Below are 15,808 nucleotides of genomic sequence, written 5' to 3'. Positions count from 1 at the left end.
CGGCGTGACAGTGTCGAACGTCCGAAAGCATGATAGAGCAGTCATTGCCGATTTCGAACTCGCTGTGGACGGGTTCCGCAAGGCCGGTGTCGTGCAATGACAGGTGAGGCCATGTCAGGTCAGGCCTTGAACTGCAGACGGCTCTCAGGCAAGCCATATGACTGTCGAGGCGGAAGCCGTCGTCGAAATCCCAAAACGCATCAGCGTCAAGGAAAGCGGCCGGACCAGACGCCAGAGGCTCACCGATAGTCGCCGTCGCTTGCGGTTGCTCACCAGAAAATCAACCTGAAATAAGGCTTGAAGTGAGGCTCAGGTCGGCTTGATCTCTGCCCGGCCGATCTTGCGCCATCGGGCGTTTTCGCGAACCAGTTTCAGGTCGTCGGTCGTCTCGGCAAATGTCCGCAAACGGTATTGTCGGAGCAGGTCCGGGAAGAGCGCCCCTTCCGGCAGGCCGGCAAGCTGCTCCCGGACCGAGATCTTTTCATCGATGACCCGCATGCCCCAGGCATTTTCCCGAACCTGCAGCTCAGCGGCCAGATCGCGCTCTTCCGGCGCGTTTTCGTCTAGCACGGCCAGAAGGATCGAGTGGAAAAGCGCTACATAGCCAATCTGTCTCAGGCCGCCCACGACCCGCACGCGCGGCAATATGGCAAGGACGAGGAACGTCAGGAACAAGTTCGGCAGCAGCACGCCGTCCAGCAGCCCCTGCTTGAGATGCAGCCGCTCGAACGGGATTAAAAGACCATGCGGCCTGTCAGGCTCGATCAGGTGCCCGTTCTCGAGGACGAGCTTGCGCACGCGCTCCTCGCGGATGCCCCAGAAATAGTCCGTGGCATTGGGCAGGAATCTGCCAAACGGGCTCGATGCGGCCTCTTGCAAGGCATGTTCGAGACGCTGGCGTCTTGCGGGTTCAATGAGCAGCCTGGAAAGAAGGCTGCCGTCATGTTCTAGATGCCGTGCCATGGCAGCCGCGGCGAGCCGATCATCGATGAAAACCGGCAGGGCCATGCCGGCACGATCCCAATTGGCGACCAGATCCTCGTTGAGGGCTGTCAGCGCATCGGCGGCGGTTCCAAACACCTTGTCCTGGCTGGCAAGCAGTGTGCCCAGCCAGCGGCTGGCATCCGTTTCATCGCCCACCGCCTCAAGCGCGCGCTTGTTGAGGGAAACGGGACCGGCCACGCAGGCGCTTTTGCGGCACAGTTTGTGGCGCCCGATGCCAAACAGGTTGACCTTGTCGTCGCCGACATCGAGCCATCCCGGCCCCTCCCGGCCAATTGTCTCCATGGTCATCGTCGTTCCCATGAAGCCGAAGAAGGCCGACAGCCCGTTTTCGACCGCGCCGAGCCAGGCAAGCAGGAGGGCATCGAAGGTGATCCGGTCCATCAGAAGCAGGCAGTGCAGGCCGGACTGAATCACCGGTCTGTACTCGAACTCGTCGAGGGTCTTGCCGATCTCGTCAGGCTGCATCATCACACCAAGGCGCTGATGCAAGACTTCGCGCAGGATCGATCGGGCAGCGATCGCCGGGGCCGATGCAGGCCTTGCCACCGGCCGCCACAGATGGCGGGCGTAATCGGAAACCGGTGCATTCCAGTTCTGCTCGATGTCGCGCACGACCTCCGGGCAGAGCAGCGACAGCACAGCCAGAATTTCCACCGGAGGCGTAGGCGTTGGGTCAAGGACGGCGGTCATTGGTCCCGTCTAGCCGCTTGCGGTGCAAACGCCAAGGGAGACCAGACTTGCTGGATGCGGCCGGCCCACACATAGATCGTCAACTCGATCAAGATGGTGTGAGCCGAAATGACCGTCTCCTACGGAGTTCTCCATAAGCAACCGCCTGTTCGCCGACTCGGCACGAATTGTTAGGTTGGCTAAACAGTTAAGGCCAAACCAGCGGATCTTAAAACCGCAGGCGGGCCATGCTCAGGAGGTCGTGGTACTGCCCGTCGGTAAAGCCGGCCTTCACATGCCGGCCTTCGACCTCAAAGCCGTGGCTTTTGTAGAGACGGAGGGCGGGTTCGTTGTCGGCATAGACGGTCAATTCGACCCGCTTCAGGGCGCGCCAGTTGTCGGCTACGTCAAGCAGCGCGCCAAGTATGGCGGAGCCGATACCTTTGCCGACAAAGGCATCGTCAAGGCCGATATTGATCTCGCCGATATGCGAACGGCGCGGCGAACCCTGCACGACCAGGCTGCCATGGCCGACGACCTTGCCGTCCAGCTCGGCAACGATCCAGGTGGTTTCCTGGCCGGACTTGGCGATACGCCGCGCCACCTGCTCCACCATCTCGAAAGGCATCCTGAGCGTGCCCCAGCGGAAGCCCGGCATGTTGAAGATAGCGCAAAGCGCCTCCGCATCGCTTGGCCGGACGGACCGGAGCTGCGGCTGGATTTTCTCGGAGGGTGGCGAGGTCGTGCTGGTCATGGCGTTCCCGGCGAAGGCAATCGGCCCGGTACGATGCACCGGACGTCACCTGAAAATCCAGCCGTCTCTGCAACCTATGATGCCGATTGCGAGCTAAAATACCGGGAGGCGGCGTAGAGTTTGAAGACGCCGCTGATGCCGATCCAGCCGAAAAGGACGAGCCAGCACAATGTCCCGGTCGCTGTCCAGTCGATCCGGTGCACCGCAGCGTCGGTGATGGCGACGCCGAGGATGGCAAGCAGGCCAACCAGAAACTGCGCCAAGCCGAGCACCAGCAGTTCCTCGCGCGGCGCGCTTCTCCAGACCAGATATATACCGCCCGCACCGGCGAGGAAGACGGCGCTGTAGACCTGAGCGTGGAAGGCATCGATCGGCCATGGCCAGATGCCACTGAATGTCAGGGGAAACAGCAACAGGCCGACGCCATAGAGCCCAAGGATCGCGGATTCCGCCGGCATGTAGCCGCGCCATGCGGGATTTAAGGTCACGCCTTTTGCAGAAGGACGGGCCCTGGCCCGCCACAGGAACAGCCCGGATACCGCGACCGAAGCAAGATAGACCAAAAACCACAGCCAGGGCCCTTTGCGCTCGAAGTTGAAATAACCGAGATTGATGAACGAAGCCACCGACACGATGACGGTGAAGATGAAGGCCATGACGAGCACGAGCCTGCCGGGCGACCAGCGATTCCAGACCAGCAGCGCCGCCATCACGACCATTTCGGCGGTGTAGAAGCCACCGAGGAAGCGCGCATTGAACGGCGTGACGGCCCAAGGCCAGCCCGGTTTGACCAGAACAGGCACGAAAAACAGGCCGGCGCCTACGATCAGGACGATGATGACCACCGCAGAGAAAAGGCGCAGGGCCGCGGGAAATGGCGGGTTGTTGGATGTCGGCATGGGAGAAAATCCCAAAGATGAATGCTCCATGGACCATCATAGTGCTGCTTGCGGCCGGTGAAAATCCGCCGAATGGAAATTGGACGGTCACCAGGCTTATCCATTCGAATGGCCGTACGATCTGTTTCGAAGTAAGATGGAGCACTCGGACCAAAGACCGGTCCGGTCAACCCGCCTCGGGGCGCATTTTCCGGAACCTGCACGATGAACGAAGCTCAGGATCTGTTCTCGCTTCTGCGACAATCGGCCGATGTCGATCCACAGGCGATCGACGCGATCAAGCGAACCATCGCGGAGGGCGAGGACCGCGAACTTTGCCGCATCAATGCGCCAGCCTTCGCCAGCAAGCATGGCCTCGACGAGGAGCGCGCCATAAGCGCCTTTCTCCATGCGGCGCGGGTGGGCATCTTCGACATTTCCTGGAATGTTCTGTGCCCCGGCTGTGGCGGCGTGCTCGACACCAACGCCACGCTGAAAACCCTGCAGAAGGACGAATACACCTGCGCGCTGTGCTCCGAGGGCTATTCGCCCACCCTCGACGAGATGGTCGAGGTGACATTCACCGTCAGTCCCCGCGTGCGCAGGATTGCCGCCCACAATCCACACGAATTGCCGGTGGCGGAATATTTCCGCCAGATCTACTGGGCGTCCGGCGTCGATCTGCCGGAAGAGGATTTCGCGGAAAAGATGGAAGCGTTCTCGCTGGAGGATATCGAGCTTGCGCCCGGTGAAAAGGCGGTTCTGCCCATACAGCTTCCGTCCGAATTCATCATCGTCTTCGAGCCGGTCACCCATTCAGCGCAGTTCATCGACGGGAAGGGCGAACCAACAAAGGAGCGCCGGAGCCTCTCTTTGGCCTTCGACCGCGACCATGTCCAGAACCAGACGCTGGAGATGCAACCCGGCCCGTTGCGCATTTCGCTGGAAAACAGGACCGACACCCGCGTGCTGCCGACGGTCTTCATAGCCGGCCAGGCATTGCATGATTTCCTGGGAAAACGCCGGCCCTTCCTGACCGCCAAGCGCCTGCTCACCAACCAGACATTCCGCGATCTCTATCGCACGGATACACTCGACATTAACCAGCGCCTGAAGATCACCAGCCTGACGTTCCTGTTCACCGACCTGCGCGGATCGACCGAGCTTTACGAGCGGGTGGGCGACCTTTCAGCCTTCGATCTCGTGCGCGTGCATTTCCAGGTTCTGCACGAGATCGTCGCAGCGGAGGCAGGCGCGGTAGTGAAGACGATCGGTGATGCGGTGATGGCGACCTTCGTGACGCCTGATCGTGCGATTGCTGCCGCCCTCAGGATGCGCGATGCCATGCGTACGCTCAACGACAAGAGCGGGCGCGAGGATCTGCTGCTCAAGATCGGAGTCCACGCCGGCCCCTGCATTGCTGTGTCTATGAACGACCGACAGGACTATTTCGGCCAGACGGTCAACATTGCTTCGCGGGTCCAGAACCTTGCCAACGCACAGGCGATCTTCGCCACTCGGGCGGTGGTCGACGACAATCTCACCGCCGATCTGTTGCACAGGAAGGCGCTGACGCCCGTGCCCCACGAGGTCTCGCTGCGCGGCATTGAGCGGGAGATAGCAGTATATACGATCCCCTGAAGGCTTGGCCCCTGAAGATTTGGATCGTCTCGGCCCCTCACACGCGCCTACAGATAAAATAACGATCGGCGGGCACCGAAGGCGGCGGCGGGAGGCGTTGCAACTGCGGATGATCTAACGGCATGCCGCTGACCGCGATGCCGCCGACGCGAAGCAGGCGCGCGGTCAGATCGGGAAGCCAGGTAAGGGTCACTGCATCGCGATCTTCATAGCCAGTGCCGATGTCGGCATGAACAAGAGCGGCGTCGATGCCAATGAACCTGCTCGCGGTCTCGCGTATTTCGCCGAGCACGAGATTTTCCGCTTCGGGAATTGAGCTGGCGTGTGCGGCAAGTGCGCGGTCGAACGCTACGATCCGGCGTCCGGGCAGGCGCTCGCGCAGATGGTGGAACGTCCGGCCATTGCCGAGGCCGAGCTCGAGCACAGGCCCCTCAATTTTCGCCACCTCGGCGCAGACATGATCGAGTATGTCGCGCTGTGCGGTCATCCTCCGGATGAAACTGTCGAGGCGACTCATGTGCGATTGTATGTCCTGAACCAGTCCACGAAATCAACTGCCCCCGACCAGAGCGTTTCGCGGCTGAAACCCGACGCCGACGTGTTAAACCCAGATCGAGTCTTGCCGAGGCGAACGATGAACATTGCAACAAGCGAACAGGCCGCTGACAAGGACCATACCGGGTCGAGTCGGCGGCACGGCGCGCGGCGGAATAGCGATCTCACTTGTAGGGGTCTGCGGCGTCCCGCAAGCCGTCGCCGAGGAAGTTGAACGCCAAGATGACGAGAATGACGGGGAGCATCGGCAAAAGCAGCCATGGATAGAACGCGATGACGCTGACGCTGCGCGCCTCGGTGAGCAGGATGCCCCAGCTGGTTATCGGCGCCCTCAGGCCGAGCCCGAGGAAGCTCAGCGCCGTCTCGCCCAGGATCATGCCGGGTATGGAGATCGTCGCCGTCGCGATCAGATGCGACATGAAGCCGGGAATGAGATGCCGCCCGATGATGCGGCTGCTTCTGGCGCCCATCAATTGCGCGGCCAGAACGTAATCCTCCTCGCGCAAGGCTAGAAGCTTTGAACGCACGGCCCGCGCCAGTCCGGTCCAGTCGAGCAGCCCGAGGATGACGGTGATGCCGAAATAGATCAGGATCGGACTCCAGGTTATCGGCATGATCGCCGCCAGTGCCAGCCATAGCGGAATGCTGGGGATCGATTGCAGAACTTCGATTATCCGTTGAACGATCAGGTCGAAGATACCGCCGTGATAGCCGGCCAGTCCGCCGATGACAATGCCGAGCAGGAAGCTGAAACTGATGCCGACGAGGCCGATTGTCAGTGAAATGCGTGCACCATAGATGATGCGCGAGAGCACATCGCGCCCCAGCCTGTCAGTGCCCGCCAGAAAGAGCTGGCCGTTTTCGGCAGGACAGACAAAATGCCTGTCACCTTCGATCAGGCCCCAGAACCGGTAACTGTCGCCCTTGCAGAAGAAACGGATCCGCTGAACATCATCCTGTTTCTCGATGTAGTTCCGCTTGAGCGTGTCCATATCCAGCGTCATCTGACGGCCATAGACGAACGGCCCGACGAGCTGGCCGTTGTGGAACAGGTGCACCCGCTGCGGCGGTGAATAGATGTAGTCCATGTTGCGCGTGTGCAGATTGTAGGGCGCCAGGAACTCGCAGATCAGTATCCCGAAATAAAGCGCCGCCAGGAATATGCCGGATATGACGGCAAGCCGGTGCTTCCGGAATTTCCACCACATCAGCCGCAACTGCGACGCCTGAAAGACCTTCGACTGCTCCGGCGTCATCACCTCGACCGACTGCAGGTCAAAGGGCGCGATGGAAACGTAGTGTTGCAGTGGGGCACCCGGAGCGGGCAGCGGCGATTGCGTGTTCATTTGGTGCTGCCGCCTTGCAAACGAATTCGCGGATCAAGTAGCGCCAGCGCCAGGTCGGAAATCAGGACGCCGATGACCGTCAGGAAGGCGAGGAACATCAGGAACGACCCTGCCAGATACATGTCCTGGCTTTGGAGCGCCTTGATCAGCATCGGCCCGGTCGTTTCCAAAGACAGCACGATCGCCGTGATTTCGGCGCCGGAGATGATGGCCGGCAGGATAGAGCCGATGTCTGAAATGAAGAAATTGAGCGCCATGCGCAGCGGATATTTGACCAGCGCCCTGAAGGGATGAAGGCCTTTGGCGCGCGCGGTCACGACATATTGCTTATGTAGCTCATCGAGCAGATTGGCGCGCAGCCGCCGGATCATACTTGCCGTGCCCCCGGTGCCGATGATCAAGACCGGGATCCAGAGATGGGCGAGGATCGACTTCGCCTTGGCCCAGCTCATCGGCTCGCCGAGATATTGCTGGTCCATGAGATGGCCGATGGACGTGCCGAACCAGATGTTGGCGAAATACATCAGGATCAGCGCCAGCATGAAGTTCGGAATGGCAAGGCCGAGAAGGCCGAACAAAGTCAGGCCGTAGTCGCCCCAGCTGTATTGATGCGTGGCGGAGTACATGCCGATCGGAAAGGCTATGAGCCAGGTAAAGATGATCGTGACGAAGGAAACCAGCACGGTCAGCCACATTCGGTCCCCGACGACGTCGCGAACCGGCAGCTCATATTCGAAGGAATAGCCGAAATCGCCGTGCAGCATCCCGCCGACCCAGTAGAAGTAGCGAATGACCGGTGGCTGGTCGAAACCATATTCCTTGCGCATCATCTCGATGCGATCGGAATCCACCGCTTCGCCCTGAGCCCGAAGCTCGGCAACATAGCTGTCGAAATAGTCGCCTGGTGGAAGTTCGATGATCGTGAACACCAGTGCCGATATGACCAGCAGCGTTGGAACCATCACGGCGATGCGCCAGACAAAATATCGAAGCACGCTCAGGACTCTCCAAGCCAGAATGTATCCGGCATGTAGACACCGAAATAGGCGGTCGGGTCGTAGCCGTAGAGCGCCTTGTCAGGCAGATTGCGCAGCCGCGAGGACGCCAGAATCGGCTGATGCGTTCCGTTCACCGTGCCGATCGAAAACACCTGATCGGTATAGATCGACAGCATTGAATTCCAGATTTCGGCGCGCTCCGTGGCTTCGGTCGATGCGTTCCAGCGCTTGAGTAAAGCCATCAACTCGACCACAGGCGGAAGATCGGGCGCTTCACCGACCTTGCCATGAGACAAGTAGTGAGCACCCCAGAGCGGCCATTGCAGCTGGTCGTCGACGGTGGGGGCCAGTTGGTACGGGTTCATGTCGGCGGTCGGTACGCCATTGTCGATGCCCGACCACATCGACATCACGATCTGGCCACCAAGCGCGCGGCTGCGGAAGATGTCGCGCTGCGAAGTCCGGATGAACAGGGCGATGCCGATCTTGCGCCAGTGATCGGTGATGAGCTCGAGCGCGTCGGTTTCCAGCGTGCTTTCGCCGGCCGTTTCCACTACGAGCTGCGCCGGGCGTCCGTCGGGAAGTATCCGCAGGCCGTCATCGTCACGCGCCTGAAGCCCGACCTCGTCGAGCAGGGCATTGGCCTGGTCGGGATCATGGGCGACCCAGGCTTTCGCGAATTCCGGCCGGTAGAGCGGGCTCTCCGGCAGGACCGTATCGGCACTTTCCTGCGCCAATCCGTAGAACACAGCCAAATTGATCTCGCGCCTGTCCACAGCGAGCGAAAGTGCGCGGCGCACTCGCACGTCACGAAAAAGGCCACGCCACACCTGGTCGGCACAATTCAGATTGGGCAGCAGCGCCAGCCGCGAACCCTGTGTGCGTTTCCAGAGATGCATCTTCACAGGGTAGCGCTTCTCCGCGTCTTTCAGGAAGGAGTAATCGCTGAAGTCAATTCCCATACATTGCAGGTCGCTCTCGCCCGCACCGGTCTTGGCGGAGATGATCGCCGACGAGCTGACATTCATGACGATCCGGTCAACATAGGGCAGTTGCCGGCCATTCTCGTCTATTCGATGAAAGAACGGGTTGCGCTCGAAGACGAATTGCTCGGCCGGCGGCTTGGTCCGGTTCTGCCAGGGATCGAGCGTCGGCAGTTCCGGGTTCTCCGGGCGATACTGCCGCGACATGCGGATATGCAGGAGCGTCCATTTCTGGGCCCGGTTCTCCTTCATTAGGCCGGCGAGCCGGAATGGATCCTGGTATTTCTTGTGGAACTGCTTGAGATAGGCGGCTGGCAGAACAAGCGATATCGGCGAAGCAGCGGCGAGCTTGGGCAGGAAGTCGGGATTGGGCGCATCCCAACTATAGCGGACCGTCGACGGATCGACGATCTCGAAGCGTGGCGGCTTGCCATCCGCCAGCAGGGCCGGGGCGAGCCCGCCTTGCGAAAGCTCATCGTTCAGCCAGACATCTTCCCAGCAATAGCGAAAATCCTCCGGCGTCAGCAGGCTACCGTCAGACCATTTATGTCCTTCCCGTATCTTGAAAGTGAAGACACGATCATCCGCTACATCGAAACTTTCGAGAATGTCGGCTTGCAAGTTAAGCTTTTCGTCATAGCCGACCAGGCGAGCGTACCCGTAGATCGTCATCATCCGGATATCTTTCTGGCTGCCGATGATCGTGCGCAGCGTGCCGCCATACTGGCCGGGCTGCCGACCCATCGCAGCGAGATTCAATGCGCGCGGGCGCTTGGGCAGGCGTTCGGCGAGGGCCGGCAGCGCCCTGGCCTTCAGCTGCGGCTGAAGAAATTCCGGCTCCAGATCGCCGGCGCGCAACGTGCCCGGCAGAAATGCCGAAGCCATGAGCCCAAGGACGGTGCGCCGGCTGATCAATGGCGTAGCTCGCTGACATCGGCCGAACGTCGGGCCAGCACGAGGTGGCCGCCGCCAAGATCGAGCGGCAACAGCATATCCTCGTCGCCCTCGTCGCGGAATTGCGGTCCCCATGCGCTGGTGTCGGAAGCGCCGCTGAGCTTCAGCGTCTTGAAATCCATCGGCCTGTCGAGATCGGGGAAAGGTACTGCGGCGACCAGTGAGCGCGTGTAGGGGTGGATAGGTTTCCTAAGCAGAATTTCGCGCGGCGCGAGCTCGACGATACGCCCGCCGCACATCACCGCGATGCGGTCTGCCATGTAGTCCACCACCGCCAGGTTGTGGGATATGAACAGGTAGGTCAGGCCCAGTTCCTTCTGCAGGTCCTTCAGAAGGTTCAGAATCTGCGCCTGGACAGAGACATCGAGTGCCGAAACCGGCTCGTCGCAGATCAGGAGTTCAGGTCCCAGCGCCAACGCGCGCGCGATGCCGATACGCTGACGCTGCCCGCCGGAGAAACTGTGCGGATAACGCTTTATGAAGCGCGGATCGAGCCCGATTGCCTGCATCAGGCTCTTGACCGTGGCGAGTCGGGACGCGGCATTGCCACGTTGATGGATTTCCAGCGGCTCGCTCAAGATGTTCTCCACCGTCATGCGAGGTGAAAGCGACGAAACCGGGTCCTGGAAGACCATCTGGATTTTCGCGCGCAGCAGGCGCAGGGCGTCTCCCTCGGCTTCCAAGACGTCGATCGGACCATCGCGGCCGTTGAAGATCACAGAGCCGCCGCTAGGGGTGACAGCCCGCATGAGGATCTTGCTGACCGTGGTTTTGCCGGAGCCGCTTTCGCCGACAAGACCCAGGCACTCACCCCGCCTGATATCGAAGCTCACGCCGTCCACGGCGCGAACAGGGGTTTGATGATCTCCGCCGAACCATCCGGACTTGCGGATCGTGAAGGTCTTTGTCAGATCGCTGACCGACAGCAGGATGTCGTCCGGCCCCTTCGATGCCAGCGCCGTCTGCTTGCCGAGCAGGTTCCCGACATTCACCGGCACCTCGCGGAGCGCCTTTAGCCTTTCGCCAGGCTTCAGGTCGAAATGCGGAACGGCTGCCATCAGGCCCTTCAGGTAAGGGTGACCTGGCCGGCGGAATATCGCCTCCACAGGTCCCGCTTCCATGATCTCGCCATGGTACATGACCACCACCTCGTCGGCGACATTGGCGACCACGCCAAGGTCGTGCGTGATCAGCAGCATCGCCATGTTCAGCTTCGTCTGAAGCTCGCGCAGCAATTGCAGGATTTGCGCCTGGATGGTGACGTCCAACGCCGTCGTCGGCTCGTCGGCGATCAACAGGGCGGGCCGGCAGATAAGCGCCATGGCGATCATTGCGCGTTGACGCAATCCTCCCGAAAGTTCAAAGGGATACATGTCATAGGCGCGCTTGGGGTTGGGAAAGCCGACAAGGCCGAGCATTTCCTTGGTCAGCGCCTTGCGCTCCACCCGAGCCATGGGCGTATGAATCTGCAGGGATTCGCTGACCTGATTGCCAATCGTGTGCAACGGCGACAGCGATGTCATCGGCTCCTGAAAGATCTTGCCGATGCGGCTGCCTCTCAACGCCCGGATTTCGGGTCCGTCACGCGGCATTTGCAGGATATCCTGCGTCGTGCCGGGCTTTTCAGGATCGGAAAACAGGATACGGCCGCGGACATGGGCTGTGTTCGGCAAAATGCCCATAACTGCCTGGCTGAGAACCGATTTTCCGGAACCGGACTCGCCCACAAGCGCGGTAACCTTGCCGGGCAGGACGCGAAGATTTGCACGCCTGACGGCATGCAACGGTCCCCCTATAATGGCAAAAGAGATGCCAACATCCTCGATCCGCAGCAGATCAACGCTCGAATTCATTCTCACACCAGCCCCACTCTGGCGGCCTGCCGGTCGGCAGGCCCAGAAAAGCGAGACTAGCGCATTGCCAGCCTAGAGCAACTTGGATTCGAAACGGTCGCCAGTTCCCCGGCGGAACCGGCGACCGGACTGCATACCAAAGGCGTTCGGATCAGATCGTGACGGTTACTGGAGCTTCCTCGGGTCGCCCGCCGACAGCCGCGCGGCATCGCGATGAAGCAGCATGACCTGCTCGGCGTCCGATATTCGGTCGTAAATCGGCTCCAGCGCACCGTCTTCATCGAGTGCAAGAGCACCCGACAAATCGGGTGAAAGCACCGTCAGCTTCTGCTTGATGCCCGCCAGTTCCTCCTTGCCGAGCGTCAGCCAGTTGTTGGCGCTGCAATAGCCGGCGAAATCTTCGCTGGCGAGAACGCTGTGCGAATATTTCCTGGTCAGGGTCTGAAGGCGCTGGACCTCGTTTACAGCCGAGCCGAAGACAGAGAATGTGAGCCGGTCGGAAAGCCCGACATTGCCGAACATCACATTGCCGACATGCAGGCCGATACCGAATTTAATGTCGCCCAACCGCTGCTCCTTTCTGCGCAGATTGAGATCCATCATGCGCCCGGTGGCCTTGTGCGCTGCCGCAAGGGCAGCCCGGCAGGCGATCTCGGACTGCGCACGGTGCCTTTCGCAAGGGTAGACGGCAATGAAGCCATCCCCCAGGAAACTCATGATCTGCCCGCCTCTGCGATTGAAAGGTGCAGCAATGGCATCGAAAAACTGATTCAGCGTATCGATATAGATTTCGCGGCCGGAGGTTTCGGCAAGCCTTGTCGACCCGCGCATATCGGCCATGACCAGTGCAGCCCGGATTGTGTCGCCCTCGCCGCGCTTGATCTGGCCGTCCAGCACCCGCCTGCCGGCGTCGCCGCCGAGATAAGTGGTCATCATGTTGTCGGCGAGCTTGGTGAGCACCGCCATCTTGGTTGCGATAGCGAGATGGTTCTGGATCCGCAGCAGCGCCGAAATCATGTTGTCACTGAAGCCTGCAGCACTGTCGGTTGACCAAGACCCGATCATGCCCTGACTGGTGTTGCCGCTGAAGGGATGGACGAAAGCCATGTAATCGGTGACGCCCATAAGCTTGAGGTCATCGAAAACAGGAAATTCAGACGGCACCGACGGGTCGAGCCGGCGCCGCAGATGGTCGAGTTTGTGGCTGAGCAGATGGTAGTATGGGCTGGTCAGGAATCTGTCGGAAGGAACGCCGTCGTCATGACGGAAGCCTTCTACTTCCAAGCCCTGGCCGCGAAGCCAGGTGAAGCCAAGCGCGTCATAAAGCGGATGAAGCATCGAAAAGCTCAAATGCACCCGCCTCAGCGGCAGGCCGGCAGCAGCCAGCCGTTCACAAAAGCCCTTTACCAATGTTTCCAGGTCGTCGCCCGCCAGCGCCGATTGGGTCAGCCAATCGGCAACCTTATCCATGAGAATGGCAGAAATTTCTGCTTGCGCTGTGCTCATGCTATCTCGAAATCTCCTTGATCCGCCACAAATTCGCCGGCTCGGACGCCGTCAGGCCTTCACCACCGTCTCTCGGGTTAGCCCGAGGCGGCCAAAAACATTGCGTGTGTCGACGATCAGAAGAGCGTGATCCGCGATCGCCTGATAGTCAATCGCGTCGTGGTCGGTTGCAACGACGACAGCATCGAAATCCTTCAAGGCCGCCTCGGTCAATTCGACCGAGCGACGCCCCTTGATCGCCATATGCTCCCGTGTGGTCGGGATCTCCGTAACATGCGGATCGTGGAATTCCGCCTTGCCGCCCCATTCCTCGATGAGTTCAATGAGCCGCAATGAGGGGCTTTCGCGGATGTCGGGCACATTCTTCTTATAGGCGAGCCCGATGATGAGAATGCGCGAGCGGCTGAGCGCTTTGCCGCAGCGCCGGTCCAGCGCCTTCGCCAGTTCATCGACCACATGACGCGGCATCGCCGTGTTGATCTCTGCCGCCAGCTCGATGAAGCGGGTCGGCAGTTCATATTCGCGCGCCTTCCACGTCAGGTAGAAGGGATCGATCGGAACGCAGTGGCCGCCAAGTCCGGGGCCGGGATAGAAAGGCATGTAGCCGAAGGGCTTGCTCTTTGCCGCCTCGATCACCTCCCAGATGTCTATGCCCATCGCACCGAGCACGACCTTCAACTCGTTGACCAGGGCTATGTTGACCGAGCGGAAGATGTTTTCCGTCAGCTTGACCGCCTCGGCGGTCGCCGTGGTGGAAACCGGAACAACGGTCTTGACCACGCCCTGGTAGAAAGCCTGAACGAGTGTCGCCGCTTCAATGCCGTCGCCTGCCACGATCTTGGGGATCGTCGCGACTTCAAAGCTTCGGTTGCCGGGATCCTCGCGTTCGGGCGAGAAGCCGAGGAAGAAATCTATCTTCGACCGCAAGCCGGTTTCTTCCAGTATGGGCTTGATCACGTCGTCGGTGGTGCCGGGATAGGTGGTCGATTCCAGCACGATCAGCTGGCCGAGACGCAGATGCTTCGCGATGGTGCCTGCCGTGTTCCTGACAAAGGAGAGGTCCGGCTCACGGTTTTTCGTCAGCGGTGTCGGAACGCAGATGATGATGACATCGCAGACGGCCAGTTCAGCAAAATCCGCAGTGGCGCGGAACCGTCCGCTCGCCACCTGGCCGGCAAGGGCTGTCGAGGTCACCGCCTCGATATAGGATTGGCCGTTGTTCAGGCTCTCGACCTTCTGGGCTTCGACGTCGAAGCCGGAAACCGGGAAGCCGGCGCGTGCGATCGCAACCGCCAGCGGCAGCCCGACATACCCCAGTCCGATCACGCCGACTTGCGCGGCGCGCGTCGAAATCCGGTTCAGAAGACAGTCATATGTCGATCGTGAGGCGTCCAAAAATCTGCTTTCCCTTAATTCGGACAGACCGTCCGCTTCCATGGCGAGGCTCACTTGGTCCCAAGAACCCCGAGGCATATTGCGGAAAATCGATGTCCGCAAGCTGTCAGACCGGCACCTTCGCCTTCAGGCTTGCTGCAGCCATCGCATAGCCGCCGGCGGCGCCATCGATGAAATGAACGTGATCGCGCTGCAGCGGCGAGGCGACGAGGCATGTCATCAAGGCCGATTTCTGGCGGTGCAGGCCATAGTTGCAGATGCCCGCCTCTTCCGCCTTTTTCAGCCGGTTCTCGATCCGTTGCAACACATCCGCGTCAACGTCGATGGTCATCTTCAAGCCGTCGTCGAACTTCCGGAAATCCGAATTGCTGGCCACGTCGCGTTTGTAGATCTTCGGATCGAATTTGCCGATCGTCCAGCCATATCTATCGGTAACAGCCGTAAGCGTCATCAGGAACACTATCCACAGCTTCGACAGCCATCGCCGTCCTGCCGGCGCCGTGGCGCGCGCCTCGATATCGAGGCCGGCGGGCAGCAAACTGTAGTCCGGTCCGTTCACCGGCACCGGGTGGCCATCGCGTTCCTGCCTGCCGGCAAGGGCGATGATGTCGGAAACCAGAAACTGAAAATCGCGCACGTCGCGCGACGCCCCCGGTATGGCTATGATCGAGACGATTTCGCCATGCCGGGCTTCGATCGGGTTCCAGCGGCACGAGAGGCCGGTCAGATCCGGCCGCGCGCCGGCCGGCGCAGGATCGATGCGGTAGCGCCCCGCTTTCATCTCGGCTTCCGCCCAACTGCCGCCACCGCCGGCGAACATGGCATAGAAGACCGCTTCGGAGGCCTGGAACCTCGCCACGCGAACGTCGAGGCCTTGCGCTCTGATATCCTTTATCGGCACGATTGCGGCACGCAAGGTCAGGTCGAGTTCGTCCGCCACCCATCTCTGGACAGCCGCCAGCGCGTTGCGGGTGATCTCCAGCGCCGAGCCGGGAAATGCCACGAGCGCGCCGTCGCCGCCGAAGACAAAGGGAAGATCTTGCCGACCCAGCGCATTGAGCAGCGCCGAAATGACGCTGGCACCGGCCATATTGACGGTTTTATAGCGCCCAGCCCCGATCGCCTTGGTCGAGCCGACGATGTCGGCGGTGGCCAGCGCCCAGCCATCGGGGAGAGGCCGATAGTTATCGATATCGGCAACGCTTTCGAACTTTGCGAAGACCGGCAGGGAAGCGACAAACGGATCGGACGCGGCAGCTGTTTCCATGAGC

12 protein-coding genes are annotated in these 15,808 nt (G+C 60.6%); 1 reads left to right on the top strand and 11 read right to left on the bottom strand.

Annotated features, from left to right (window positions below; all coding sequences use genetic code 11):
- Positions 1 to 309: 309 nt before the first annotated feature.
- The 3 genes from NKI50_RS07300 to NKI50_RS07290 form a co-directional block, all read right to left on the bottom strand.
- Positions 310 to 1,695 (bottom strand): hypothetical protein, encoded by a 1,386-nt coding sequence (locus NKI50_RS07300; protein ID WP_352493866.1) that lies wholly within the window; start codon positions 1,693 to 1,695, stop codon positions 310 to 312.
- A gap of 208 nt (positions 1,696 to 1,903) precedes the next feature.
- Positions 1,904 to 2,428 carry a GNAT family N-acetyltransferase gene (locus NKI50_RS07295; protein WP_023716519.1) on the bottom strand — a complete coding sequence of 175 codons (525 nt, stop codon included), beginning with the start codon at positions 2,426 to 2,428 and terminating at the stop codon, positions 1,904 to 1,906.
- 74 nt (positions 2,429 to 2,502) lie between these two features.
- On the bottom strand, positions 2,503 to 3,327 hold the full coding sequence (locus NKI50_RS07290) for a hypothetical protein (protein ID WP_352716002.1): 825 nt from the start codon (positions 3,325 to 3,327) through the stop codon (positions 2,503 to 2,505).
- Positions 3,328 to 3,531: 204 nt separating this feature from the next.
- On the opposite strand from NKI50_RS07290, the gene NKI50_RS07285 reads away from it, so the two are divergent.
- Positions 3,532 to 4,947, top strand: coding sequence for an adenylate/guanylate cyclase domain-containing protein (locus tag NKI50_RS07285; RefSeq protein ID WP_352493869.1), 1,416 nt, complete (start codon positions 3,532 to 3,534; stop codon positions 4,945 to 4,947).
- A gap of 37 nt (positions 4,948 to 4,984) precedes the next feature.
- Here NKI50_RS07285 and NKI50_RS07280 read toward each other — a convergent pair whose 3' ends face one another.
- From NKI50_RS07280 to NKI50_RS07245, 8 genes are all read right to left on the bottom strand, one after another.
- On the bottom strand, positions 4,985 to 5,464 hold the full coding sequence (locus tag NKI50_RS07280) for a class I SAM-dependent methyltransferase (RefSeq protein WP_352715999.1): 480 nt from the start codon (positions 5,462 to 5,464) through the stop codon (positions 4,985 to 4,987).
- A gap of 202 nt (positions 5,465 to 5,666) precedes the next feature.
- Entirely contained in the window at positions 5,667 to 6,848 is a 1,182-nt protein-coding gene (locus NKI50_RS07275; protein ID WP_352482321.1) for an ABC transporter permease, read from the bottom strand.
- Positions 6,845 to 7,843, bottom strand: a complete 999-nt coding sequence (locus NKI50_RS07270; RefSeq protein ID WP_023716523.1) for an ABC transporter permease — start codon at positions 7,841 to 7,843, stop codon at positions 6,845 to 6,847. The genes NKI50_RS07275 and NKI50_RS07270 overlap by 4 nt, the downstream gene beginning before the upstream one ends.
- Positions 7,844 to 7,845: 2 nt before the next feature.
- A complete protein-coding gene (locus tag NKI50_RS07265) occupies positions 7,846 to 9,744 on the bottom strand; it encodes an ABC transporter substrate-binding protein (RefSeq protein ID WP_023716524.1) in 1,899 nt (632 codons plus the stop codon).
- On the bottom strand, positions 9,741 to 11,636 hold the full coding sequence (locus NKI50_RS07260) for an ABC transporter ATP-binding protein (RefSeq protein WP_352715995.1): 1,896 nt from the start codon (positions 11,634 to 11,636) through the stop codon (positions 9,741 to 9,743). Before NKI50_RS07260 ends, NKI50_RS07265 begins: the two co-directional genes overlap by 4 nt.
- A 165-nt stretch (positions 11,637 to 11,801) precedes the next feature.
- On the bottom strand, positions 11,802 to 13,142 hold the full coding sequence (locus NKI50_RS07255) for an adenylate/guanylate cyclase domain-containing protein (RefSeq protein WP_352715992.1): 1,341 nt from the start codon (positions 13,140 to 13,142) through the stop codon (positions 11,802 to 11,804).
- Positions 13,143 to 13,193: 51 nt separating this feature from the next.
- Entirely contained in the window at positions 13,194 to 14,537 is a 1,344-nt protein-coding gene (locus tag NKI50_RS07250) for a nucleotide sugar dehydrogenase (protein ID WP_352590467.1), read from the bottom strand.
- 106 nt (positions 14,538 to 14,643) lie between these two features.
- A complete protein-coding gene (locus tag NKI50_RS07245) occupies positions 14,644 to 15,804 on the bottom strand; it encodes a DUF3095 domain-containing protein (protein ID WP_352590503.1) in 1,161 nt (386 codons plus the stop codon).
- Between the last annotated feature and the right edge of the window lie 4 nt (positions 15,805 to 15,808).

It is taken from the genome of Mesorhizobium sp. M0563 (genome assembly GCF_040321065.1).
Taxonomy (GTDB): domain Bacteria; phylum Pseudomonadota; class Alphaproteobacteria; order Rhizobiales; family Rhizobiaceae; genus Mesorhizobium.
Note: the sequence above shows the minus strand (reverse complement) of the source record. Positions and strands in the feature narration are given on the sequence as shown.

Coding starts and splice junctions, on each gene's coding strand:
- NKI50_RS07275 (WP_352482321.1), bottom strand. CDS start 6,848: ATGAACACGCAATCGCCGCTGCCCGCTCCGGGTGCCCCACTGCAACAC.
- NKI50_RS07280 (WP_352715999.1), bottom strand. CDS start 5,464: ATGAGTCGCCTCGACAGTTTCATCCGGAGGATGACCGCACAGCGCGAC.
- NKI50_RS07255 (WP_352715992.1), bottom strand. CDS start 13,142: ATGAGCACAGCGCAAGCAGAAATTTCTGCCATTCTCATGGATAAGGTT.
- NKI50_RS07260 (WP_352715995.1), bottom strand. CDS start 11,636: ATGAATTCGAGCGTTGATCTGCTGCGGATCGAGGATGTTGGCATCTCT.
- NKI50_RS07285 (WP_352493869.1), top strand. CDS start 3,532: ATGAACGAAGCTCAGGATCTGTTCTCGCTTCTGCGACAATCGGCCGAT.
- NKI50_RS07245 (WP_352590503.1), bottom strand. CDS start 15,804: ATGGAAACAGCTGCCGCGTCCGATCCGTTTGTCGCTTCCCTGCCGGTC.
- NKI50_RS07290 (WP_352716002.1), bottom strand. CDS start 3,327: ATGCCGACATCCAACAACCCGCCATTTCCCGCGGCCCTGCGCCTTTTC.
- NKI50_RS07300 (WP_352493866.1), bottom strand. CDS start 1,695: ATGACCGCCGTCCTTGACCCAACGCCTACGCCTCCGGTGGAAATTCTG.
- NKI50_RS07295 (WP_023716519.1), bottom strand. CDS start 2,428: ATGACCAGCACGACCTCGCCACCCTCCGAGAAAATCCAGCCGCAGCTC.